General features: G+C 67.7%; 21 protein-coding genes and 1 pseudogene. 14 read left to right on the top strand and 8 right to left on the bottom strand.

Translation table 11 applies throughout. The annotated features are described in order from the left end of the window. Positions 1 to 7: 7 nt before the first annotated feature. Both ACFY01_RS38670 and ACFY01_RS38665 read left to right on the top strand, forming a co-directional pair. Positions 8 to 2,698, top strand: a complete 2,691-nt coding sequence (locus tag ACFY01_RS38670; protein ID WP_390740470.1) for a thioester reductase domain-containing protein — start codon at positions 8 to 10, stop codon at positions 2,696 to 2,698. Beyond that, positions 2,695 to 3,834, top strand: coding sequence for an alpha/beta hydrolase (locus ACFY01_RS38665; RefSeq protein WP_390740469.1), 1,140 nt, complete (start codon positions 2,695 to 2,697; stop codon positions 3,832 to 3,834). The genes ACFY01_RS38670 and ACFY01_RS38665 overlap by 4 nt, the downstream gene beginning before the upstream one ends. A gap of 244 nt (positions 3,835 to 4,078) precedes the next feature. On the opposite strand, the gene ACFY01_RS38660 is transcribed toward ACFY01_RS38665, so the two are convergent. The 3 genes from ACFY01_RS38660 to ACFY01_RS38650 all read right to left on the bottom strand — a co-directional run bounded on the left by ACFY01_RS38660 (position 4,079) and on the right by ACFY01_RS38650 (position 5,633). After that, on the bottom strand, positions 4,079 to 4,504 hold the full coding sequence (locus ACFY01_RS38660) for an HIT family protein (RefSeq protein ID WP_390740545.1): 426 nt from the start codon (positions 4,502 to 4,504) through the stop codon (positions 4,079 to 4,081). 305 nt (positions 4,505 to 4,809) lie between these two features. Then, on the bottom strand, positions 4,810 to 5,295 hold the full coding sequence (locus tag ACFY01_RS38655; RefSeq protein WP_390740468.1) for a glycosyl hydrolase family 18 protein: 486 nt from the start codon (positions 5,293 to 5,295) through the stop codon (positions 4,810 to 4,812). 206 nt (positions 5,296 to 5,501) lie between these two features. Further along, on the bottom strand, positions 5,502 to 5,633 hold the full coding sequence (locus tag ACFY01_RS38650; RefSeq protein ID WP_390740467.1) for a hypothetical protein: 132 nt from the start codon (positions 5,631 to 5,633) through the stop codon (positions 5,502 to 5,504). Between the two features lie 267 nt (positions 5,634 to 5,900). Here ACFY01_RS38650 and ACFY01_RS38645 point away from each other — a divergent pair, with 267 nt between their 5' ends. From ACFY01_RS38645 to ACFY01_RS38630, 4 genes are all read left to right on the top strand, one after another. Continuing rightward, positions 5,901 to 6,713, top strand: a complete 813-nt coding sequence (locus tag ACFY01_RS38645) for a hypothetical protein (protein ID WP_390740466.1) — start codon at positions 5,901 to 5,903, stop codon at positions 6,711 to 6,713. Next, complete coding sequence (locus ACFY01_RS38640; protein WP_390740465.1) at positions 6,710 to 7,219, top strand: hypothetical protein; 510 nt, start codon at positions 6,710 to 6,712, stop codon at positions 7,217 to 7,219. Before ACFY01_RS38645 ends, ACFY01_RS38640 begins: the two co-directional genes overlap by 4 nt. A 17-nt stretch (positions 7,220 to 7,236) precedes the next feature. Continuing rightward, entirely contained in the window at positions 7,237 to 7,542 is a 306-nt protein-coding gene (locus ACFY01_RS38635; protein ID WP_390740464.1) for a hypothetical protein, read from the top strand. A 98-nt stretch (positions 7,543 to 7,640) separates the two neighbouring features. Beyond that, positions 7,641 to 8,210 carry a hypothetical protein gene (locus ACFY01_RS38630; protein ID WP_390740463.1) on the top strand — a complete coding sequence of 190 codons (570 nt, stop codon included), beginning with the start codon at positions 7,641 to 7,643 and terminating at the stop codon, positions 8,208 to 8,210. A gap of 313 nt (positions 8,211 to 8,523) precedes the next feature. Here ACFY01_RS38630 and ACFY01_RS38625 read toward each other — a convergent pair whose 3' ends face one another. Next, positions 8,524 to 10,632 (bottom strand): hypothetical protein, encoded by a 2,109-nt coding sequence (locus ACFY01_RS38625; protein ID WP_390740462.1) that lies wholly within the window; start codon positions 10,630 to 10,632, stop codon positions 8,524 to 8,526. A 353-nt stretch (positions 10,633 to 10,985) separates the two neighbouring features. Between ACFY01_RS38625 and ACFY01_RS38620 the strand changes: the two genes are divergently transcribed. Both ACFY01_RS38620 and ACFY01_RS38615 read left to right on the top strand, forming a co-directional pair. Then, positions 10,986 to 11,387, top strand: coding sequence for a transposase (locus ACFY01_RS38620; RefSeq protein ID WP_390740461.1), 402 nt, complete (start codon positions 10,986 to 10,988; stop codon positions 11,385 to 11,387). Further along, on the top strand, positions 11,384 to 11,602 hold the full coding sequence (locus tag ACFY01_RS38615) for a transposase (protein ID WP_390740544.1): 219 nt from the start codon (positions 11,384 to 11,386) through the stop codon (positions 11,600 to 11,602). Before ACFY01_RS38620 ends, ACFY01_RS38615 begins: the two co-directional genes overlap by 4 nt. On the opposite strand, the gene ACFY01_RS38610 is transcribed toward ACFY01_RS38615, so the two are convergent. After that, on the bottom strand, positions 11,582 to 12,823 hold the full coding sequence (locus ACFY01_RS38610; protein ID WP_390740460.1) for an IS110 family transposase: 1,242 nt from the start codon (positions 12,821 to 12,823) through the stop codon (positions 11,582 to 11,584). The genes ACFY01_RS38615 and ACFY01_RS38610 overlap by 21 nt on opposite strands. Before the next feature lie 344 nt (positions 12,824 to 13,167). Here ACFY01_RS38610 and ACFY01_RS38605 point away from each other — a divergent pair. Both ACFY01_RS38605 and ACFY01_RS38600 read left to right on the top strand, forming a co-directional pair. Then, a pseudogene (locus tag ACFY01_RS38605) lies at positions 13,168 to 13,467 on the top strand (transposase); the annotation flags it as partial. A 134-nt stretch (positions 13,468 to 13,601) separates the two neighbouring features. Further along, a complete protein-coding gene (locus ACFY01_RS38600) occupies positions 13,602 to 14,135 on the top strand; it encodes a GNAT family N-acetyltransferase (RefSeq protein WP_390740459.1) in 534 nt (177 codons plus the stop codon). On the opposite strand, the gene ACFY01_RS38595 is transcribed toward ACFY01_RS38600, so the two are convergent. Then, positions 14,116 to 14,454, bottom strand: coding sequence for a hypothetical protein (locus ACFY01_RS38595; RefSeq protein WP_390740458.1), 339 nt, complete (start codon positions 14,452 to 14,454; stop codon positions 14,116 to 14,118). The two genes, ACFY01_RS38600 and ACFY01_RS38595, sit on opposite strands and share 20 nt — an antisense overlap. 306 nt (positions 14,455 to 14,760) lie before the next feature. Here ACFY01_RS38595 and ACFY01_RS38590 point away from each other — a divergent pair, with 306 nt between their 5' ends. Next, entirely contained in the window at positions 14,761 to 14,919 is a 159-nt protein-coding gene (locus ACFY01_RS38590) for a hypothetical protein (protein ID WP_390740457.1), read from the top strand. Positions 14,920 to 15,144: 225 nt separating this feature from the next. On the opposite strand, the gene ACFY01_RS38585 is transcribed toward ACFY01_RS38590, so the two are convergent. Continuing rightward, on the bottom strand, positions 15,145 to 15,414 hold the full coding sequence (locus tag ACFY01_RS38585; protein WP_390740456.1) for a DUF3761 domain-containing protein: 270 nt from the start codon (positions 15,412 to 15,414) through the stop codon (positions 15,145 to 15,147). 612 nt (positions 15,415 to 16,026) lie between these two features. Here ACFY01_RS38585 and ACFY01_RS38580 point away from each other — a divergent pair. Beyond that, positions 16,027 to 16,647, top strand: coding sequence for a lasso peptide biosynthesis B2 protein (locus ACFY01_RS38580; RefSeq protein WP_390740455.1), 621 nt, complete (start codon positions 16,027 to 16,029; stop codon positions 16,645 to 16,647). 1 nt (position 16,648) lies between these two features. Continuing rightward, complete coding sequence (locus ACFY01_RS38575; RefSeq protein WP_390740454.1) at positions 16,649 to 18,427, top strand: asparagine synthase-related protein; 1,779 nt, start codon at positions 16,649 to 16,651, stop codon at positions 18,425 to 18,427. Here the strand turns inward: ACFY01_RS38575 and ACFY01_RS38570 are convergent. Beyond that, positions 18,411 to 19,721 (bottom strand): hypothetical protein, encoded by a 1,311-nt coding sequence (locus tag ACFY01_RS38570; protein WP_390740453.1) that lies wholly within the window; start codon positions 19,719 to 19,721, stop codon positions 18,411 to 18,413. The genes ACFY01_RS38575 and ACFY01_RS38570 overlap by 17 nt on opposite strands. 1,107 nt (positions 19,722 to 20,828) lie before the next feature. On the opposite strand from ACFY01_RS38570, the gene ACFY01_RS38565 reads away from it, so the two are divergent. Beyond that, positions 20,829 to 21,797 (top strand): endonuclease/exonuclease/phosphatase family protein, encoded by a 969-nt coding sequence (locus ACFY01_RS38565; protein ID WP_390740452.1) that lies wholly within the window; start codon positions 20,829 to 20,831, stop codon positions 21,795 to 21,797. The last annotated feature ends 743 nt before the right edge of the window (positions 21,798 to 22,540 follow it).

Below are 22,540 nucleotides of genomic sequence, written 5' to 3'. Positions count from 1 at the left end.
GGCTTTCATGCGTGACGTGACGCAGGACTCCGGGCAGCGGGCGACCGCCGAGGCGATCGAGCGCGGTGGCGGCGGGCTCGGCGTGGACGACCTGCTGGCCAGAGTGATGCAGGCCGCCCCCGGCGCGGACTCCGGTGCCGCCCCCGCCCTGCCCATCCGGGACGTGGACGACGTGGCCGCGGCTATCGCCGCTGCGGCGGGCCGCTACCTGCCCGCGGGACACCTGTCGCCCGACGCCGACTTCTTCGACGCGGGGGGCACGTCCGTGCACGCCGTGGAGCTGGTCGCCGAGCTGGAGAGCGAGCTGGGCATCGCGTTCGATCTGGACGAGGTGTTCGCCGACGCCCGTCCGATCAGCCTCGCGCGGCGCTGGATGGAGACAACCGGGACCGAAGCGCCGAGCGAGGCCGCCGCGCCGGCCGCGCACGCGGCCACCCCGGCGCCCACAGCCCAGGGCGCTCCGCCGGTTCCGGCCGCCGGCACGCTGCCGCCTTCCGGCGCGGGCGCTGTCGTGGTCCCGGCCTCTGGCGCGCCGGCGGTTTCCGGTGCGGGGGCTGTCGCGGACCCGTTGCCTGGCGTGTTGCCGCCGTCTGCTGGGGGCGCTGCTGTGGCCTTGGCCTCTGGCGCGCCGACGGTTTCCGACGCGGGTGCTGCTGCGGTATCGGCCGCCGGCCCGCCGGTGCTTGCCGCTGCGGGTGCTGTCGCGGTTCAGGCCGCCGGTACGTTGCCGCCTTCCGGCGCGGGCGCTGCCGCGGCTCCGGCCCCCGGCGCGCTTCCGCTCTCCGCGGCGAGCGCTCCGGCCCACGCTCCGCACACCCCACCGGTGCTCCGCCCCCGTGTCGGCAGTGGCGACGAACGGTATGCCAGGGCCCGTCGCGAGGACCTCGACCAGATCCTCGCCGATCTGGCCCTGGCCGACCGCCTGCCGTTCGCCGACGTGCCCGAGCCGCTGCCGCCCCGCCGGATCCTGCTGACCGGCGCCACCGGCTTTCTCGGCAGCCACATGCTGCTCGATCTGCTCCGGCACAGCGACGCACATGTCTATTGCCTGGTGCGCGCGGCCGACGAGGAGGCGGCCGTCGCCCGGCTCGGCGAGGCACTGAAGAGTTACCGGCTGCCCTGGTCGTCGGAGGTGCGGCGCCGGGTGACCGTGCTGTCCGGCGACATCCGGCGGCCGCGGCTCGCCCTACCCGACGAACTGTGGCACACGCTGGCCCACGAACTGGACAGCGTCGTGGGTGTGGCCGCTGCCGTGGACTTCCTGCGCGGCTACCAGTCGCTGCGGGCGAGCAACGTCCTCGGCGCGCTCACCCTCGCCGAACTCGCGGCCACCGGTCGGCCCAAGCCGCTGCACCACATCTCCTCGATCGCCGTCTTCAACGAGGTCGGCATCACCGCCATGGGCGATGACGACCCCCTCGCCCACGTCGACCGGCTCGTCTCGGGCTACGACCAGTCGAAGTGGACCGCCGAGGTCGCCCTGCGCCGTGCCCGCGACCACGGCCTGGTCGTCACCGCGCTGCGCCCCGGCGGCATCGGCGGTCACACGAAGACCGGCGCCTACAACCCGCAGGACCTCAGCAGCGGCCTGATCTCGGCCTTCGGCCGCTTCCGCACCGTCCCCGCCTTCCGCTACCTGAACGCGGCCCCGGTGGACTGGGTGAGCCGGGTCGCCGTCGCCGCGATCTGCGAGCCCGACGCCTGGGGCTACGACTACAACCTCACCGGCGTGCCCAACACCCTCGACGACGTCGTCCGTGACATGGCGCTCGGAGGCATGCACGTGCGCGTCCAGGACTGGGACGAGTGGCGCACCGACGCCCTGGCCCGCCTGGCGGCCGACCCCGTGCCCGAACTGGCCTTCCTCACGCGCGTGCTGCAGAGCCCCACCGCTCTCAAGCTGTGCGAGGCGACCCTGAAGGGCCCGGCGGCCAAGGGCGCACGCACCGCCGCGCTGGTCGAGGCGCTCGGGCTGCCACCCGCGGCCCGCTACGACGCGCAGGCCCAGCTGAGGACCTTCGAGCGGCTCGCCCAGGACGGTCTCGCCAGGCTGCCGCACCCGGACGACCAGCCCTACCTGTGGTTCCCGGAGACGACAGAGGGCAGAGTGGGACCGGTCGGCGCCCCCGCCGCCAGCCCTTGCTCCATGGCGCTCACCCTCTCCATCGCGAGCATGTACCAGCTGGTGAAGGAGCGCCGGGTGGACGTGACCGGCGAGGTCGTCTGCACCGCCGTACATCCCGAGCCGCTGACCGTCGAGCGCGGCGACATATGGATCCGCCCCGAGGAGGGGATACCGCAGCAGCACGGGCTCAGGCACCAACTTCTGCGGTACCGGCTGTGGTTGCGCGACACCGACGGCGGCCACTGGTGGCTGGAGGGCCACAAGTACGCCCGGGCCCGCCGCGACCTGTGGCGGCAGACCCGCGCGCTGACCGTGCGGATCGGCCGCGAGGGCGAGGCGGCGAGCCTGGCGGGCGAGGTCGTCGTGCCCGCGGACTCCTACGTCCGCGACCAGATCGACGGCATCCAGGTCGACCCGCGCCTGACCAGCCAGGAGAAGCGGGCCGCCAAGCTGACCTGGCTCGCCTGGTTCGGCCTGGAGATGGGCCGTGGCCTGCTCGGCCCCTTTGCCCGCGCCGCCGCGGACCTGCTCGACCTGCGCCGCACCCCGACCCCCACGGAGCACCACCGATGATCTTCAGGACGACCACCTCCCGCACCAGTCGGCCGGCGCTGCCCCGGGTCAGGACCACCGCGGCCCTGCGCCCGCTGCACCACGGCCTCGACCCGGCCCGCGTCGAGGAGATCCCCTTCCGGGCGGACGACGGCGTCCGCCTCGGCCTGACCCGCATCCACACCGGCGCCACGGACCGCCCCGCCGTGCTGCTCCTGCACGGACACACCGCGTCGGCCGACATGTTCCTGCTGCCGGAGACCCGCAACCTGGTCGACGTCCTCCTGGACGACGGCTACGAGCCCTGGCTGCTCGACTGGCGGGGCAGCTGCCGGCTGCCGTACAACGAGACCGGCCAGAGGTACACGTACGACGACGTGGCCCTGTACGACATCCCGGCGGCCGTCAGGCACGTACGCGAGCGCACGGGCGACCGCCCGCTGTTCGTGGTCGCCCACTGCATCGGCTCGCTCACGCTGTCCCTGAGCATGGCGGCGGGCCTGGTGCCGGGCCTCGCCGGTGTGGTGTCCCAGGGTGTGTTCCTGACGCCCAAGCTCGCCGGCCGCACATCGCTGCGTATGTCGCTGGCGGGGGAGCTGCTGAAGACGCGGATCGACCACATCCCGGTCGACTTCCGCAAGGTGGGCCTGTGGTCGAAGTACACCCCGCTGTTCGCACTGGCGTCACGGAAGGCGAGCTGCCCGGACCCGACCTGTCAGATCCTGCACAACTCCGCCTGGGGCACGGGCGCCTCGCTCTTCGTGCACGAGAACCTCTCCGAGACCACCCACGCCCGCCTCGCTGACCTCCTCGGCCCCGCGCCGCTGTGGATCCTGCCCCACCTGCGCCGCATCGAGCTGGCCCGCAGCGTGGTCCGCTGGCACGAAACCGATCACCGCTACCGTGCCCTGCCGCCCAACGCGCTGGACGCGGCCGACCGTATCGACACCCCCGTGCTGCTGCTCGCGGGCAGCGAGAACGGCTTGTGGCTGGACTCCCAGCGACTCTGCCACGACGTACTCGCCCATCGCCAGCCCCAGTTGGACGTGTCCTACACCGAGATCCCCGGGTACGGCCACCTGGACACGTTCCTGGGCCGGGGCGCCGCCTTCGACGTCTTCGGTCACATCCTCGAATTTCTCGGCGGACGGGGGTGACCAACGGCCGGTCGGGCGACTACGGAACTCGCGCGCAGACCCACAGGTCCGCCACACCCCCTCCCGTCACGCGACGTCAGCCTGCAGCGGGGACGGGTGCCACCGAGCTGCTGGGCGTCTCGCCGGGCAGTCCCCAGGCGCCAGCGCCGGCCCCAGCTTGTTGGCGAAGGTCCGCGGGGTCATGGACTACGTCACGCAGCTCGAGCCGCGCGGGCTGCCTCTGTTCATCAGTTGCGATTCTGGCTCACCTTCCGTGATGCTGCCCTCCAGCGAGGTACTCGGCAAGCCTCGTGCCGGGGTCGCCGGCCACTTGATGCGCGGATCGCCCTGCCGGCCATGTCGAGATCCCGTCGTCCGCCCACCGCGGCACGACATGGAAGTGAAGGTGCGGCACCGACTGTTCGGATGCCGGGCCGCTGGCGCTCAGGATGTTCACGCCTGAGGCGTCCAGGGCTGCCCTCATAGCACCGGACACACGCTGGACCAGCGCAACCGTCGCGGCGAGGACGTCGCGTGGGGTGTCGAAGACATCCGCGTAGTGCTGTGTGGGAACAACCAGAGCATGTCCGGGCGCCAACGGATCCAGCGGCAGGAACGCGCAGGCCTCGGTCTCATACGCCACCCAGCGCGCGGAGTCTTCTTCGATGAGTCGGCAGAAAGTGCAATCCACGTGGCGCGAGCTTGCCACAGGTGCGACGGCATTCCCCCGGCGCCCTCCCCTCCCGGACCACCGCGGACCTCGCAACCAACCCCCTGAGCCGGCGCATCGCGCCGGCTCAAGGGGTCTCGAGAGACACTCGGTGGTGCTGATCTGGTTGAAGATATTGGAGTAGGCGTAGCCGGTGGCCTTGTCGTACCCGCCGACCTCCCAGAAGGACGGTTCCTGGACTCGGTTGGAGGCGGCGAAGTTCTCCAGCGTGGCCGCGTCGGACTGAGAGAAGTTTTCGTCGTCGTCGTTCTTGCCGGCGATCGGCGTCAGGCCATCATCCGGTACGCCTGCGGGGTGGAAACGCCGTAGATGGTGGCGGGTTGCAGGGCGGTGGCCTGTGCGGCCGATTCGGCGTCGGCGAACGCGTTGTGTCCGTCGCCGAAGTCCATCGTCATGAGGTTGACGGTGCTGACGTTGACCCCGTTGTTCTTGGCGTCCTGGAGGACTTGGGTCTGCGCGGAGCGCAGGCCGTCGGGGGCGACTGCGAGCGTGTAGTCCACCTGGACCGACGGGTTTTGTGCCTGAAGCGCGGCGAGCGCCTGGTTGCGGCGGGTGTTGGCGGCCGTGTCGTCGAGGGTCGCGCCTTCGATGTCGAAGTCAAGCCGGGTGACGCCGTAGGTGTTGACGATGTTGGCGTAGGCGGCGGTCAGGTCGGAGACGGAGGTGCAGGTCTGGGCGAGTTCGCCGCCGGCGGCTCCGCCGAAGGAAATGATGACGTGTCCGCCGTTGGCCTTGAGCGCGTCGGAGGGCACAGGTACCGAAGCTGCCCCGTTCACCGTCAGTTCCCCTCGTACCCGGTGACTGTGCCGCTCTGACTCGCCGACGAGCTCAGTAAGTCCGTGGCGAGCAAGATGCGGTGGAGACTGATCGGATGGTGCGGCGACAGCGATTCGCCCTGTGCCCCAGAGGCTGGCGCCCATGATCTACGGCCGGGCTGTCACACGACTGTTACGACCTCTTAGTCCTGGCGGCGTTCGTGCCACGCGAAGACCCGGTCACAGGCCGGATCAAGGAGGGTGTCGTGGACGGCGAGCTGTGTGCCGCGGTAGCCGGCCAGCCCGAGCAGGGCGAGGTGGATGAGGTCAAGCAAGGTCGCCCCCTGGCGGAACGTGTGCTTCCGTTCTGGTCGGCGGAGCATGATAGGCCACGTCACCGAGTGGTCCTGTGGGGGCGAACGCTCAGGTCAGCCACGGAATTCGATCACGCCAGGCTGGTGGCGTGTGCAGGGTTCCGAGCGGGCACAGGCGGGTGTCGGCGGAAGTGCCGATGCAGTGCCCGGGCGGCGCAGGCGTACACGCCCTACCCGCCGGCGCCGCCGGTCACGAATCCCTGACTTCTCACCTCTGTCACGGCTATCGTGGCTGTGCCGCTCGTCTCGGCCCGGGGGGACACCGTGTTGGACTTTCTAGAGCAGATACTGCCGCTCGTCAGCGCAGTGCTCGGAATGGCCTTTGGGCTGAGGGAGTTGTCCGCAGCCAGGAGGCGGAAACTATCGGTCCGACAGGTCCGCGACCACGCCCCCGAAGGCGAAACCGCCAACGAAGGCAACTCCCCCAGAGCTGAAGTCGGCCGTCACATAGCGTTCAACTTTGACTTGCCAAGGGATACCGACGTGATCACCCAACGGGCCGGGGAGGAGTCATCGCCCTACGACCTGTGGGTTTACGAACCCTTCCCGCTCGTGAACGAGGATGAATACGAGATCGAGGAGGCCGCCGAGGAGGCCGCCGAGGACGCGGCCCGGCGTGCGGCAGACGAGGACGGGGATCGCCCGAGGGCGGAAGACGCGGCCCTGCTGGCGCAGGCCCTACGCCGGGCATGGCGCGAGCGCATGCAGGAAGCGGCCTGGGGATCAGATGCCGAGGCCGCCCATCTCCCCCTAGGCGCCTCCTCTTGGCCATGGACTCGGAAGGTGTGGATCGAGGCCGTACAGGCGCGCGCCGCCGCCCAGAAAGCGGCCCGGCGAGCGGCAGACGAGGGCGCGGACCTCCCCCCGGACGAGACAGGTCCCCTGTCCACGGATGATGAGCAACTGGTCGCGATGGACACGGCCGACACTATCAATCTCACCCTGGCGCGGTTGCTCGTACGTCTCGGCCCACCACCTCTGGGAGCAAACGGGGGGGACCTCGCTCCCGTGTCGAGCGGTGACGGAGGATCAGCGCGGTGAGTAGTGAGGCACAGTTGCCTGCCGGGCAGCCTTCCGGGGATGAGACCGTCCTGTCGGCGGGCGCCCGCATCGCCATGCAGTGGCGAGATCTTGGGGCCGAGCAACTGGGAGCTGCGCTGCGCGCTATGGAGCCGGAGCTGCGCCGGGAGCATCGTGAGCGGATGCTGGTCCTTGAGTTGCAGCGCGAGGCAGAGCAGCGGCAGCACGAGGACCGTCAGCGGGAGCGGGCGGACCGGCGGCACACCGTTGAGCTGGTCGTGGGAGGGGTCATCGCGCTGGCCATGCTCGGAAGCGGCGTGTACGTGGCCCCGACGAACGGGTGGCTGTCCGCACTCCTGTGTGGTCCCAGCCTGCTGGCTCTCGTCAAGGTCTTCGTCCTGCGGCGCAGCGACCCGGAGGATATGCGGGCCGTATCGCTCGCAGGACGGATCGCCAGCAACGCCGCTGCCCAGGTCCAACAGCCGCAGCAGCAGCCGCTACCTCCCCAGTCGCCGCCTGTCGTGTAGAGGAGGCACAGGCGCGCATGCCCTGCCCGTCGGCACCCCTCCCGCCCCTGGAGCTCCCCCGGAAACTCCTGCCGCGCCCCGTACGCCTGCTTCTACCGTGGGCGTATATCCCCGGCAACGGCGAGATAGCCCGCAACGTCCTGACGGCCCGTCTGGAGGCTCTGGAGGCACCGCCGCTGCTCCTGGTGGAGGTGCCAGCCGAGGACGGTGGCCTGGACCTGCTGATCTACGACGAGGACGGCACCCTGGTCGACGTGTCGTATGTCCCGGCCGACGAGACGCCGACGGGTACCCCGTGCGGGACCCGCCGCGCCTCGGTCTGACGGGCCCGAAGGGCCGCCCGCCGAGTCGTAGCGTCCAATGCCGGTGCGGTTGTCTGAAACGACCTCCCGCGGCGTCAACATCTTGGCAGGATTCCGGCATGCAGACCGTGCAGCCTTACCCGCCTGGCACCCGCTGGTTCTTCAAGGGCCGCGCCGGGCACGAGCAGACCGAAGAGCTGGCCCTGTATGCGGAGCCGGCCAACAGCTCCATCACCGATGACTACCTTCCCGAGGAGATCAGCGCCGGGGAGTTGTGGCGGTTGTGGGCGAAGGACGCCAACAGCTACCACGAGCGGTGGCCCGAGCACTTCCGGGTGGGTGAGATTCCCATCGTGTGGACGGTGACCAGGCCGTCCCTTGACGGGATTTTCGAGCTGGCGCCGCATACCCACGACCCGCGCGACCTTCCCGGGCAGCCCTTCGGCGGCGTGAAGCGAGAGAACTTCCTCACCTGGTACACGCACCCGGTGCACGCCGACACCGAGGAGCGGCTGAACTGGCTGCGTCTGCCGGTCGTTGACCGTGGGTGGAACGCCACGGCCGTGCACAAGGGCGGCTTTATCCAGGAGGCGACCGGTTGGAAGCCGTCGCCGCTCCAGCCGACGATGAACGTCGTGGAGATCGGGCAGGCGGCGGGGCTCTGGGTGCCCGAGCTCGCCCGCTCCTGACCTCGAGCTGGGGCGCTGCCTCCTGCCCGCCCCAGGCGTCAGCGTGGGGCACCCGTGCCGGTCTTGGTGGCGGGCAGGCAACCCCCGGCCACGCGCCCCGGGTTCGGGCCGCCCGCGTCCGGCCGCCGGGCGTGCCAAGCAGGCGGCCCACCCAGACGTAGTCGTGACGGTGGCCTGCGACCGACAGGCGGAGCGCTTGGCACCGAATCTGAAGCGGGCGCCGCGGCTGGTGCTGCCGGACGTCGACGCCGACTTCGGCGAGTTCCAGGAGGCGTGCAGCCGATTCTACAGTCACATGATCAGCCGCAGGTCATCACCGTATTTCCCATTCGCGGCTTGTGCCGTTGTAACGGACGCGAGTATTGCTTCGCTTAGTTGACTGCGTGTAGCTGGCAGCTCCCTCGACGTTGGCTCCGTTGCCATTGATGGTTACGGTGAAATCGCCATTGCTCTTGATCTCATGGGTCTCGCCGTCGAACGCGTTTTCGGGGAGAGTGACTATTTTTCCGGAGGCCGTGACCGTGACGAACCGCTGGTCCGCCGTGATCTTTGCACTTGTAGCCGTTGTGACGGTTGGGCCGTTTGAGGCGTAGAGTGTCTCGAATACAGGAGCAGCGAAAGAGACCTCTGTCACGCCTGCCGTGCCTTGTGACGGCGTGTACGTCACTTTCAAGCCGTCGATTCCTGTGATTTTCTGCGCCTTTCCGTTGTCAAGCTCTTTGATTGATATGTACTGCCCGACGGCTAGATTGCTCGGCGAGCTGACGAAGGTGAGGGTTCCTGGGTGGTCGACCTGCCCCTTGGGTAGCGCAACAGTCGTGAAGAGCGTGCCTGCGGAGACGCATCTGCGCGCGAAGCGCTTTCCCCCATTTTTCGGATCTACCTCCCACGCTGGATTCTCGCCTTTCGGATCTGCTTCCCACACGGTGTCGCCGACCTCATAGGTAAGCGGTTTGTTGGTCCGCTGCACCGCCGGCAGCCCTCGCGACGCAGTGATCCGGACCTGCGCGTTCCCGCCGATCCCGCCAATTGTCGGGAGGGCTAGGCCGAGGTATATTCCGTTACCGAACCACGGAGCGGGAGACCGAGGGTTCCCGAGTGTCGTGGGAAAGCGCATGAATTCAGTTTTGCCTACATTATCGTTCTGCCAGATCAGCCACGGGTCGGCGTCGCCGCCATACCTGAGTTCCGACTTCTCGAAGTACTCTTTTTCATTACCGGGGGGGCCGAGGATCTCGAAAGAAAGGAGACCCATCCTCTTTTCATTGAATTTTTCCCCGAGTCGCGATCTGACACTTCTTTTGGAGTCTTTCCTGTGATTGAGGTATTCAAACGGTGCCCTTGACGCCACTCCGCCTGTGATTTCGAAAATGGGGCTGATGTCCGGGACTCCAGCTGTCAGGTTGCTCCCGATGGACATGGGAGTCCCCTCGAAGGAACAATTTAGCCTGCCTTCGTTGTAGCAGTGCAAAAAGGTAGCGAGGCAGCCGCTTCCGACGGTTTGATAGTTATACACTCCGTTATCAATCGCGTGGCAGAAGGCGTAGGCCGTACCGCCTATTCCTCCGTTGTCATAGAACCCGACGACACGGTTTTGGAAAGCGTTGCAAAGTAGCACGCGGCAGTGTCCGCACTCTGTACCTTCGAGGTGGAACCCGTGATGATTATTCATAGCGAAACAGTTCCACAGGCTCGAGAGCAAGGGCTCCCCCGAATGATCAGTTGCCCAGCCGTAGAGGTGGAACCCGTTCCCGCCAAAATTCTCGACTGCCACACACTCGGCGTCGAAGACTATGGTTGAGAAGACCCCGTGCCCACTTGTTGTTGTCGTGCGGTCGAGGCATGATATGGTGAAGTTCTTTAGCTTCGTTCGCTCGGCGCTCTGCGCAGGTCCGCCTGGCTCTCCCACATCTGTAGACTTGAGACGGAGGCCGTCGACGTCCTTGGGGAAGAGCAGCCACGTTCCCGGATTGCTGCGGCCGTAGACTCCTGGGGCGTTTAGTGTGGCGCGCGCATCGCCTACACCTTCGAGGTGCACCGTCTGTGCGATCGTGAGCGTCTCGCCGATGTAGAACCAGCCTTTCGCGACGAGTTTGCGGACAGCGTTCTGATCAGCCCGCATGGCGGTGAGGGCTGCTACGAAGGCGTCATGGTTGTCCGTGTAGACGGTGGCGTTCGTCACATCGTGGTCGGCTGGCGGGTTGATGGTGACCTTTTTGTTGTTAATGGCAGTGATTGTCCTCGTGCCTTCGATGCCTGTGATGGCGATCTTCTGTCCAACGGTCAGCCACTCCGGGAAATTTACTATGAGTGACGAGAGTGCGTCCGGAGAACTTGGAGAATTGGGGCGAATTGTTCCAGTGCGCCCTGCCCCGTAATCGGCAACCGCTCCGTAGCATTCCACGTCGTAGTAGTCGGCCATCTCCCGCTCCTTCTTCGGCTCGTTCGCTCGGAAGCCAGGAAGGCTGCGCATCGTGTTTGCATCGAGCGCAAGGATTTCGATTGGCGTCTTGGTCGAGGTTCGACGCCCCTTATCAATCTACCGTTATCCTCGGCGCTTGTCGTGCTGGGTGTCAGGCGTCGAACGGACTACACATTTGCCTATGCCTGCCTACTTGCGCATCCCATGTGGCGTGGCTCTGCAGTTCGTCCCCTGGGTGTGACATCTGCCGACGGTGGGTCAGATTGGCCTTCCGCTGGTCGACACGCTCTGCAAGTCACGTCAGTGCATCCCAGTGCTAGGGTCCGTCTTCAAAGATCATCCGGTGGTGGATCATGGTGGGCGTGATACGCCGCCATGAACTCACTGACCCTGAGTGGGAGTTACTCGCACGAGCTGTGACGGGCCGACCTCGCGTCGAGGACCGGGAGATCATCAATGGCATGGTCTACAAGATCCGCACCGGAATCTCATGGCGCGACCTGCCGGCCCGTTACGGCCCGTGGAAGACGGTGTACACCCGCTTCCGCCGCTACGCCCTGGACGGTGTGTTCACCCGGGGCCTGCAGCAGACCCAGGCCCAGGCCGACGCAGCCGGCGACATCGACTGGCTGGTCCAGATCGACTCCACCGTCGTCCGCGCACACCAGCACGCCGCCGCCACCGGCCGAAAAGGGGGCAGCAGCGGGCGGACGAACCGGACGATCACGCCCTCGGCCGATCCCGAGGAGAACTGACCACCAAAATCCACCTCGCCTGCGACGGCAAAGGACGCCCGCTCGCCATCCTCCTGACACCGGGCCAACGTCACGACAGCATCTGCGCACGCACTCTGCTGGAACGGATACGCGTTCCCCGCATCGGCAGGGGCCGACCACGCTGCAAGCCCGACCGGGTCGTTGCCGACAAGACACCCCATGCGGCTATCGGGTCAAGCGGCCGCCGTGAGTAGGGAACGCGCCGGCTGGTTGAAGGCGAGGGCTTCGTCGTACTTCTGGTGGTTGGTCAGGCAGTGGTGAAGCTGGCCAAGCAGGCGGTTGAACAGGTTGCGGAGGGCTGCGTGGTAGCGATCGCCGGTGCTGCGTCGGCGGTTGTAGTGAGCGTGGGCTCCCGGAGAGGCGGTCAGCGCGGCGAATGCCCAGTGTCGGCCGGTCGCGGCCAGGCGGCTGTTCTTGATCCGGCGGTGGCTGACGCGGCGGCTCTTGCCGGATTCCCTCGTCACCGGGGCGCTTCCGGCGTAAGCCTTCAGGTCGCAGGCCCGTTCAAACCGGGTGCGGTCGTCGCCGATCTCGGCGAGGATCCGTGCGCCGGTGAGGGTGGCCAGGCCGGGGAAGCTCGTGATGATCTCGGCGTCGGGATGGTGCAGGAACAGCTCCTCGGTGTCGCGTGCCAGGTCGTCGCATGCCTGGCAGGCTGCATCGAGCTGGGCGAGGAGAGCGAGCGTCTGTCGTCCCATTGCTTTCTCGACCACGGAGGGCTGGCGGAGCCAGGTCCGGTGGAAGACCTCAAGAAGCCGGTCGGTCTCGGCTTCGATGCGGCGTTGACGTCCTGCCTGTGTGACGGCATTCCTCAGCCGGGTTCGGGTCAGCCGGGCGGCCTGAGGCGGAGTGGGCGCGATCGCGAGGATCGCGCGGGCCTCCCGGGCCAGCAGCCGCTCGCGCTTGTCGGCGAACGCTTCGAGGATCGCGGGATAGTACTCCCGTAGGTGTGAGCGCAGCCGATTGTGGGCGCGGGTGCGGTCCCAGACTGCGTCCTGCTGGGCCCTGGCGAGGACGGCGATCGCCTTGACCAGGTCGGAGTCGCTCGGCAGCGGGCGGTGTAATGCAGCGTCAGTCCGTACGATGTTGGCCAGTACGACGGCGTCTTGGTGGTCGGACTTCTTCCGGGAGACCGCGTGCCGGTCGCGGTAGCGGGCGACGGCCATCGGATTGATCGCGTAGACCCGGCGTCCGGAGGTCCTCAGGCAGGCCACCAGCAGTCCCCGAGAGGTCTCGATCGCGACCGGGATCGGATCGTCCGGGCTGTCGCCGTGCTCGGTGAGCAGGTGCAGCAGGTCCTGGAAGCCCGCCGCGTCATCGCTGATCCTGAGCTTACCGAGCAGGCGGGCGTCGGAGTCAACCACCGCCACATCGTGGTGGTCCTCGGCCCAATCGATTCCACAGGTTGCGTGCACCACACGCTCCTTTCGAGGCTTCGCTGTCCGTCGGCATCAAGCCGCGGCAGGGGCCACCCGGCGACCTAATAGAAGCGCTCTCGGGCGCACCACCCCATCAGCCGTCCGTGGCCCCAGCCCTGCTCAGGGGCCTCACTCTCGTGAAGAACTCGATGGCTCCGGCTGATCGGGAGGTAGCCCTGGGCAGGGCTCGAACCACGGAACGGTACGGCGGCTGGGTGCGACACGGCAGGGGCTGGAACAGCATCCCTCTTGTCGAAGCACTCTGTGCGCTGCTTACAGCCCAGACGTCTTGTCCAGCCCCTGCCAGGAACGGCCCAACGGCCAACCCACGTGCCTATTAGGCCTATTCCTCCCGCGCTAACCGCTCCTACCTGCGGAAACGCAACATCAAGGCAGTCGTCCCGGAGAAGAAGGACCAGGCCGCCAACCGGAAGAAGAAAGGCAGCCGGGGCGGCCGCCCCACACGCCACGACGCCGATCTCTACAAAGAACGGAAAACCGTCGAGCGCCTGATCAACAAGCTGAAGGCCTGGCGGGGCATCGCGACTCGATACGACAAGACACCCGAGAGCTACCTCGCCGGCCTCCACCTGCGTGCCTCGATGATCTGGATCAACGACCTCCTGAAGACAACTGGATGATCACGACATCACACAGGCTCTAGTGGCCGTGGGTCGGGATGGGACAGGGGGCTGGTCAACCGGCTTTGGAGAGGCGGGTGTGCGGGCGGGCGCCGGATTACCGATGGGGCGTTTGCCTTCGGCAGTATGGGCGCATGACCGAGATCCGCACGCCCCGTCTCCTCCTCCGTAGCTGGCACGATGACGACCTCGTGCCGATGGCGGACATCAACGCGGATCCAAGGGCGATGCGCTGGATCGACGACGGCTCGGTGCGCGACCTGGACCAGACGGCCGAGGCCATCGAGCGATGGGAGGAGGAATGGGACGAGGAGGGCTTCGGGCTCTTCGCCGTCGAATTGTTGGCCTCGGGCGAACTGATCGGGTTCACGGGACTGTCCGTGCCGGAGTTCCTGCCCGAGGTGATGCCCGCCGTGGCGATCAGCTGGCGGCTCGGCTCACAGTTCTGGGGCCAGGGATACGCGTCCGAAGCCGCGCACGCCACGCTGGAGTTCGCGCTTCAGGACCGCGGCCTGGACCGCGTCATCAGCATCAACCGGGTGGGGGACAACGCCTCCGAGAACGTCATCCGCAAGCTCGGCATGGTGCCCGAGCGGGAGACAGTACACCCGGTGTACGGCTACCGTCTGCGCGTTCATGCCATCGATCTCACTGAGTTCCAGGCGTGAATCGGCCGAACCGCCGACCATCGCAAGACAGCCGACCAATGTCCTTACGTCCCCGAGCGCATTGATCGCGACGGTACGGACACCGACGGACGATGGTGTCTTCGCTGACCTGCGGTTTCACGGAACCGCGGGCAGAGCCAATTTCACGCATCCGCATCACCAGTACTTCCGCCAACCGGGCGGAGCCTGCCAGGGCCCGTACGGTCTGGCGGCGTTCACGCGGCGCATCGATGAGGGCGCCGGTGGCCTGGCCGACGACCGAGCCGATGGTGCCGGGCAGCATGAGCACCTGGGCGATGTCGGCGAGCGCGGACTGCATCGGCTGGAGCAGTGCCTGCCCGAACCGGTAGCCGAGGCTGGCGTGGCGCAGGTACTCCTCCAGCGGCTGGCCCGGGTGGCCAGTAGCGGCGCAGCGCCAGGGTGAAGGCGAGCAGCGGGCGCCCGACCTCGGTGAGGGCTGCCCGGATCCTCAGCACAATCTGCTGGAAGTCGTGCGGGCATCGGCCGCCGACCATGACCACGATCGCGGTCGTGCGCATCGTCACGTCACCTTCCACCCCCCAGCCAGGGGCGCCGAGTGGGAGCAGATCGTCGAAGTCGCGCTGTCTCAGCAGCGGGAGAACTGATGGTGCGCGGCCTGATGGCCGACCTGGACGAGGAGTTGCCCGAGCTGTCCTTCGACGGCCCCGGCGACTACCGGCTGCGCGTCCACGCACGTGGCCGGGACACGGCCATCGACCTCGCCCCGGACGACATCACCGAGTGGTACCTCATCCAGGAATGACCCGCACCGGCCCGGGAGGCCACGGTGCTCCGCCAGACCGACAGCTACGGAGCATTCGTCCGAGCACAATGACACCACCGGCTCGGTGCAGCAGATCCGGTGACGTGAGCCCTAGATAGGGGGTGCTGGTGCGGCGCCCGAGAGACTTCGAGCCCGCACCACGAGATGCCTCAGGATGGCCGCCATCGCACGTGTCCAAGGGGCGGCAGGCGTCGTCGGGGCGGCCTACTTGAACCAATAGCGGACGCCGTGGTGGTGGGAGCAGGTGCCCTGGGAGTGCCGTGAGTAGGACACGGAAGCGTCCGTGCACTTCGCGGTCTCGTACTTGTCCGCGGGCGTCTTGTGGTGCGTCCAGCCGCAGACCCCGGTGGTGTGGTGGATGCAGTGGTGAGCGGCGTTAGTCGACGGCAGCGTCGCCGCAGAAGCGGCTGGTGCGCTGAAGAAGACGCCGGCGACGGCGACCGCCACGGCGCAGGCAGCAAGACGAGTGCGCAAAGGATCCCCCCAATTGAAGCTGAGCAAGTGCAGCGGGAGCCTATAGCGCTCTCAACTGCCCCCTCGCGGTGCTTTGCACCTCTTTACCCTGGGTTCGGGCCGATGCGCCCGGCGCCCGCCAGAGCACGGGGTGTTCGCGCCCCGCCGTTGAGGATCCAGGAACGCGCCGCCTCCCCTGTCGGTCCGGGCGGCGGTGAGGGCGGCCAGCGCCGGAGCGGTGAGGCCGGCGGCCAGCGCGCCGCGCAACGGTGGGGGCTTGGGTGAGCGCGTCGAGGCGCTGCAAGATTCCCCGCTTCCTCGGTGCCGAGTACATGCCCTCCCCACCCGAAAGGGCTCAGTCGTGTGATCGAGGCAGGGCGATCACGACCGCACCCTGTCCGGTTGCGGGTCCTGCCTGGCAGCGTAGCCTGGAGGCTGAGCCTGAAGGCTATCGGTCCTGCCCGATTCTGGAGGTAGGCGATGTTTCTTCGATTGTTGCGGCGTCGCACGCTGCATCGGTTGGTCCTTGTCGGCAACGGCCATCTGATCCGGGGGTTCAGTGGCGGATTCTACGACGGACACGGATACCAGTCCTGACGCCGCCCACGGCGGAACCCGGGAGGAGCGGTGGCAGTGGACACCGATGCCCTGGCAGCCATGGCGAGGATCCTGTCACCGCACTGCCGTGTTGTCCGGATGTCCGACGGCGCATTGATCGCCGACTGGAGACGGACACGTTTTCTCGGGATGGCGGAGGCGGACGTCCGTGCGTTCGCCGAGGGCAGTCCGGAGGAACGCGCCGAGCTGGTTGACGTTCTCGTTCGGGCCGGATGCGCGACGGGGGGCCGCCGGAAGGAGCGTGCGGATGCCGGCGTCGGACTCTGGCTGAAAGGGGTGCACCTGCTCGTCCGGACCCTTGGCTTCGGTCGCGTCCTCCGGCTGCTGCCCTTGGTCGCCCCGGGTTACACCCGTGCCGATCTCCCGTCCGCGGAGGAGGTAGGACGGCTGAAACGGGCGGTGCAGACACACAGCCGCATAAGCTGGTTTGTCAACGGCGACTGCAAGTCCGAGGCTGTGACGGCTTTCGTCCTGCTGCGGCGGTACGGTCTGGACGCCGTACTCCATGTCGGCGTGCACGAATACCCGCTCGCCATGCATGCCTGGACGACCTCCGCCGGCGTGTCCATCCCGGACCCCGATCCCGGCGGGCACACCTTCACACCGGTACTCTCGATCGACTGCGGCGGACAGTGACATGGATGCGCTTCGCCTCGAGTGGGCCGACCGCACACCGAGGATCCGGACCGCCGACGCCATGGCCCGTCAGGGACTCGTGACAACGGTTTCCTCGCCAGCCGGCACCGCAGCCGTCGTCGGCTGGGTCGGCTCGGTGCGCGACCGCTCGGCCGGCGCACACGGCCTCCTCGACGCCCTCGGCCGACAGGGAGCCGCCCCGCCGCTACCGGGCGGCGACTACGCTGCCGTCCTGGTGTGCCGCGACCGAATCCTCCTGACACGCGACGATCAGGCACGCATCCCCCTGTTCTTCCGGGCGTCTGGCGGCCTGGTGAACGCCGTGAGCACCTCCGCCCGGAGCCTGGGGAGCGCCACAGAGCTCGAATCCCGCTACTTCTGCCGATACCTCACCGCGAATCTGGCGCAACCGCACACGGACCTCACCCCGTTCGCTGGGGTGCACCGCGTCCTCGGCGGAGAGGTGGTGGAGCTGTCCCTCACCGGCCAGCTGCGCCGTCGTACGCCGGGCCCCGTCCGTCGGACCACCGGCCTGCCCGCGCCGACGGCGGACGGACCCGGCCTCGGTCAGGCCGCGCGGGAACTGCGCTTGGCGCTCGAGGACGCCGTCGGACGCCGTATGGGCACAACCACCGTTTGCCATGTCTCGGGCGGAACCGACTCCACCAGCGTCGCCCTGCTCGCCGCGCGTCTGCTGGCCGAGGGACGCGGCGGTCCCGGAGACCTCGTCCTGCTCGCCGGACGTTTTTCCCACGGAGAGTTGGCCGCGGAGCGGCCCTACCTCGACATCGCGATGGAAACCATCCGCCGGCACACACCCGCGGCACGTCCGGTGATCGTCGATGCCGACGACGTGGCGGACTTCGACGACTTCCAGCAGCACGCGGGAGACACGGACGAGCCTCATGCACACGCCTTCCGTGCCCCCTTCTGGAGCAGACTCCACTCCGCGGCCGCCGAACTGGCATGCGACACCCTCCTGACCGGCTGCGGCGCCGATCCTGTCGCGGACGCCAATCCCTTCCACCTCCATCGGCTCGCTCGCACGGGCCGGTTCCTGCAGATGACCCGACAGGCACAGGCCTGGGCCGTGGGGACTGAGCGGGGCCTGCGCGACATCGTCCAGGCCTACGTCGTCCGGCCAGCTCTTCCGATGATGGCCGAAAGGGTCACCGCGCTGGTCCGCGGCGGAACGGTGCTCGGTGGCCTCGGCAGTTTCAACCGCCCCCCGTGGCTGCGATCCGGATTTGCTCGGACGCACGGCTACCGGGAGGCCGGTATGGCGGAGAGCCGTTTCGCGTTCGGGCGCAGGCCGGAGCAGTCGCTGTACGACGCCGCCAACTACGTCGCCGCTCCTGACCCGCTGTCCTGGCACCGCTCCTCCCGAGACGGGTTCTTCCTCTCCCATCCCTTCCTTGACCTGGACGTCGTCACCCTGATGAGCCGCCTTCCCGCCGCGGTCTCGTTCGGGCCGGGCCGTCCGAAGGCCGTTCTCCGTGAGGCCATGGCGGATCTGCTCCCTGCCCCGATCTATGGCAGGGCGGTCAAGGTCCCCTTCAACGACCTCTACGCCCGCGGCCTGCGGACACACGGTGACGAACTCATCGCCCTGTGCCGTTCCGCCCGGCATCCGCTGATCAGGGAAATGTTCGACGTCGAGACGCTGTGCCGGGCGGTGCGGGAGGCTCAGTTCGGCATAGGGGACTCGTACTCCTGGGACCGTGTGAACAGCTCGCTCGCCTTGGTCGTCTGGCTGGAGCGACTCACCGCTGGCTCTTGATGTCCCACAGGGTCCGCTGGATCGGGCCGGCGGAGAGATTGACGAGACCGTACCGGGTCACCAACTCGCGTAGTTCCTCTCCGGACGACTGGACGCGGTTGTCCCCTCCCTTGCGCGCAACGCTTGACTGCACGGCCGCACCGTGTGTGCCGAACGTCCAGTAGACGGTGACGAAGCGCGGGTCCCTCGTGTTTTCGTCGATCGCGTTGTTCTCGTGCACCCGGGCTTGGTAGACGAGGGAGTCGAGGCCCCTCTTCTGTTGTTTCTTCACCCATGACGCGACATTGCCACCCTTCCAGGAACTGGTCACGAATCGGAGAGGTGGATCAAGAATGATCTGGTCCCTGCGCGCGAGGCTCGCGGTGGCATAGAAGGCCACCTGGTCGTAGCGCGTGTCCATGGGCAGTTGCACCACCACTCGCGTGGTGAAGGCGTCGCTCGACTCGATCCAGTCCCCGGGCAACTTCCACGGCTTTGCCTCCACCAACTCGCCGGGCTGGTAAATCTCCCTGCGGGAGAGCGGGTTGACTTCCCCCGAGGAGTTCGCCCACCGCTCGGCATCGCTCCGCCACTGCTCGCGGAGCCGGTCTTTCCGGCTAAGGGGCACCCGTAGCCCCATGGCATGGAATTCGGTGCCGAGTACATAGAATCCGACGTCGGCGTGGTTTTGGAGCGTGATGTCGACCGGCACGGCGAATGCCTTGTGGTCCTTGCTCAGCACAGATTTGCCAACGGACAACGTGATGAGAGGCCGGGTTTCACGCCGGTAGGGCAGATAGAGGTTCTGATAGCCGAAGTTGGCGATGGCGAAGAGCGTGGAGACCATCACCGCGGCAGCCACCCGTTTCGGAGCGGGGACCGCGACCAACGTCCGCCACACGGTGAAGACAGCCCACGCCGCCCCCACTGAGAGTACGCCGAACAGCACCGGGAAAAGCCGGGAATCGCCGACCCTCGCCGTCCGGAGGCAGAGCAGTGCGTTGGACAGGAACGCCGCGAACGTACCGACCAGCGCAACCAGACCGGAGTACTGGAAACTGTGCCGGATCCAGTGGTCCAGGACCGCCCCAGCGCCCAGGAGCGTGGTGAACGCGAACAGGATCAGGACGGCACCGGTGAGGCGACCGGGGAAGGTCAGGGCATGGGAGAAGTCGTCAATGCCAAAACGGCACAGCACCAGTGTCGTCATGAGGAGGACAAGCAGGGTTACCGCCATGTCCAGCCGGGCCCGCCGGGTTTTCAGCGCGGGTGGTCGCGGATGCGGGCCGGGCCGGGGTTTGAGCGAGGCTTTCACGCGATCGTCTCCTGAGGCCACTGGCCGTCCGCGGTGTTCTGCCTGCGCCGACGGTGACGGCCGCCAACGTTCGCTCACCATGATTCCGTGGTGATCCACCTGACCCGCATCCGGCTAATCATAAGATCATCACTTCGTGTCGGCTCTGTGGTCCGGACGGTGCAGCCCTGCGGGGGAGGGCCTCTTCTCATTCGTTTCTTCAGCTGCGACCCGGCCGTGTCACGGCCCCACTTCATGTACCGGGTAGGAGGACAGGAAGTGGTGCCCCATCTGATCGGATATGGGGTCTTGGGCGGAGCCGTCGGCTCAAGCTGGTGGGCATGTTGTCCGCTGTCTCCCTGAGCCCGAGCCGGACCGGTACGACGAGGAAGGCCCCCTTACCCTCGACGGGCTGCAGGAGCAGCGCGTGGCCGACGGCCTGGACGAGGTCGGGCACGGAGCCGCAGTTGTGAGTGTCGACGCCCTCACCGAGGATCTCCACGGAGCCGAGGAGGCTCTTCTCGACGACCGTGCCGTCTGTGGCGATCCCGTCGGCGAACTCGTCACAAGCCCCCGCCGAAGAAGGCACATGCGTCGACGAGGGATCGCGACCGCGGCACGAGTAGGAGCGACTTGCAGAAGCTGTGCCAGGGGGACCTGTAGCAGCGGGCGACCGAACAGGACCTCCCCGGCCGGTCGAAGATGAGCCGCGACCAGCTCATCGATGCCCTCGTGCGTACCGGACGCCGCCGCACGAAGAGCCCCGCGTGACCGCCTCGCATCGTGCCAAGCGGTTCACCAATGATGGCCCCGCAGGTGGGCAGCGCAGCATGGCGTGCCGAACGGGCTATGCCAAGGTGCTGGGACCTAGCGTCGAAGCGGCCCTGCTCCGACACGGCAGCAGGGCTTCGGGCGGCCCTCAACCATGTGCTCTGGCCGGGGCTGTCCATGCTGTGTGCCGCCGTGGGGCGCGGATGGCCGTGGTGTCCTGGCGCGTTACTCCGGGTGTCTAGCGGTCTCTCCCGCAGGTGGGTGAATGTGTAGGGCACGTGGCGGCTTCGTACTGCGCTGCATCGGCTCCGGGCGGAACACTGGCTGCAGTCTGGCCGGCGAGGATGGGAGCAGCAGGTGAGCATCATCGGGACGTGGAACCTGGAGAACTTCTGCCGGCCGCTGCCGCCGGGCAGCCCGCCCTCGCCCACCCGGTGCGCGGCCGCGGATGATGCCGCTTACGAGGCCAAGGTCGAGGCGTTGGCCGGTGTGATCAACGAGATCGGGCCCGATCTGCTGGGTGTGCAGGAGGTCGGCAGCCAGGAGGCGCTGGACGACCTGGTGGCCAAGCTGCCGGGAACTTGGCATGCCACGGTTTCTGATCATCCGGACGCCCGCGGTATCCGGGTGGGTGTGATCAGCCGCTGGCCGCTGCTGGACATCCAGCAGCGCATCAACTTCCCCGGTCACCTGGGCCCGGTCCAGGTCGAGGACGACGGCACCACCATCGCCGAGATGGGCCGCGGCGGACTGGCCGTCCGCGTGGAACCGGCCCCCGGCAAGAGCCTGCGCGTGGCCGTCTGCCACCTCAAATCCAAGCTGCTGACCTTCCCCGGAAACCAGCACAGCACCCACGACGAAGGCCTGCGCGCCCGCTACGCCGCCTACGCCCTCTTCCGCCGCGGCGCCGAGGCCGTCACCATGCGCGCCCTGGCCGACGAACTCCTCCAGGGCGACGGCACTCACCGAGACGTGATCGTGCTGGGCGACTTCAACGACGACTGGCAGGCCGCCACCACCCAGATCCTCTACGGCCCTCCCGGCTCCCAGATCGGCACCGGCGGCTTCGACCACCCCGACCAGGGCGACGCCGAACGGCTGTGGAACCTCGCCCCCCGCATCCTCAAAGAGGGCGGCTACTCCCGCATTTTCGAAGGCCAGCCCGAGCTCATCGACCACATCATCATCAGCCACTCCCTGCTGACCAAGCTCCAGGAAGTCCACACCGCAACCAACAAGCTGCCCACCGTCACAGGCACGCAGCCGGCCGCGCCACATGACAAGCCCTCCGACCACTCACCCGTCGTGGCCACATTCAACTTCTAGATCAGAACCGGAGGACGGGTGCCCGGTTCCGGGCACCTGGCCGGTCAGCGTGACACCTGTCGGGCGTGAGTGCGGACCGTAGCCGCAGGTCGATGTTGCAGCATGAAAGGCATGGAGCACGAAGTGCCGTTGGCCGGCGGGCGCATCACCCCGGGCGTGGTCAGGGTCGGCAACACCGTCCGACGGCCGGTCACCGCGGCGTCTGCGTTCGTCGCGGAGCTACTCGGTCACCTTCAGCAGCAGGGCTTCGCGGGCGCCCCGCTCCACCTCGCCTCGGACGCGGCCGGCCGTGATGTCCTCAGCTACCTCTTGGCTGGGTTCCCGCACGTTTTCAGCACTGGACCGACCCCCAAGTCACCGCCGCCGGTGCTTTGCTCCGAGCCCTGCATGACGCCCGATCGGCCGCAGCCTGTTACCCCGCCGTCGGCCCCGTGACTGCCCCCGCAAGATCCGCTCGTGCATCACCGGCTACGGCAGCAAGGCCCCCGGAGAACCCGCCAGCCACCGCCGTTCCCCGGTTGTCGTCACCCTGAACCACCGATGGCACGACCACTAAAGCAACGGCATTGCCATGCGTTCGACAGGGGGAGAAAGTCAGGCCAACTCCGGAGGCCGGGCGCCCCATAGCGGGGCCACCAAGAAGGTAATTGTGATAGTCGAGATGCGGCCCGGGTTGGGCTGCTGCCAGGCTCGGCGCTGGCGTTCCGGCATGACCCACAAGGTAATTGGCGGCTCGTCAGAGC

Origin of the sequence: Streptomyces sp. NPDC001480, assembly GCF_042894725.1 — a bacterium.
GTDB lineage: Bacteria > Actinomycetota > Actinomycetes > Streptomycetales > Streptomycetaceae > Streptomyces.
Note: the sequence above shows the minus strand (reverse complement) of the source record. Positions and strands in the feature narration are given on the sequence as shown.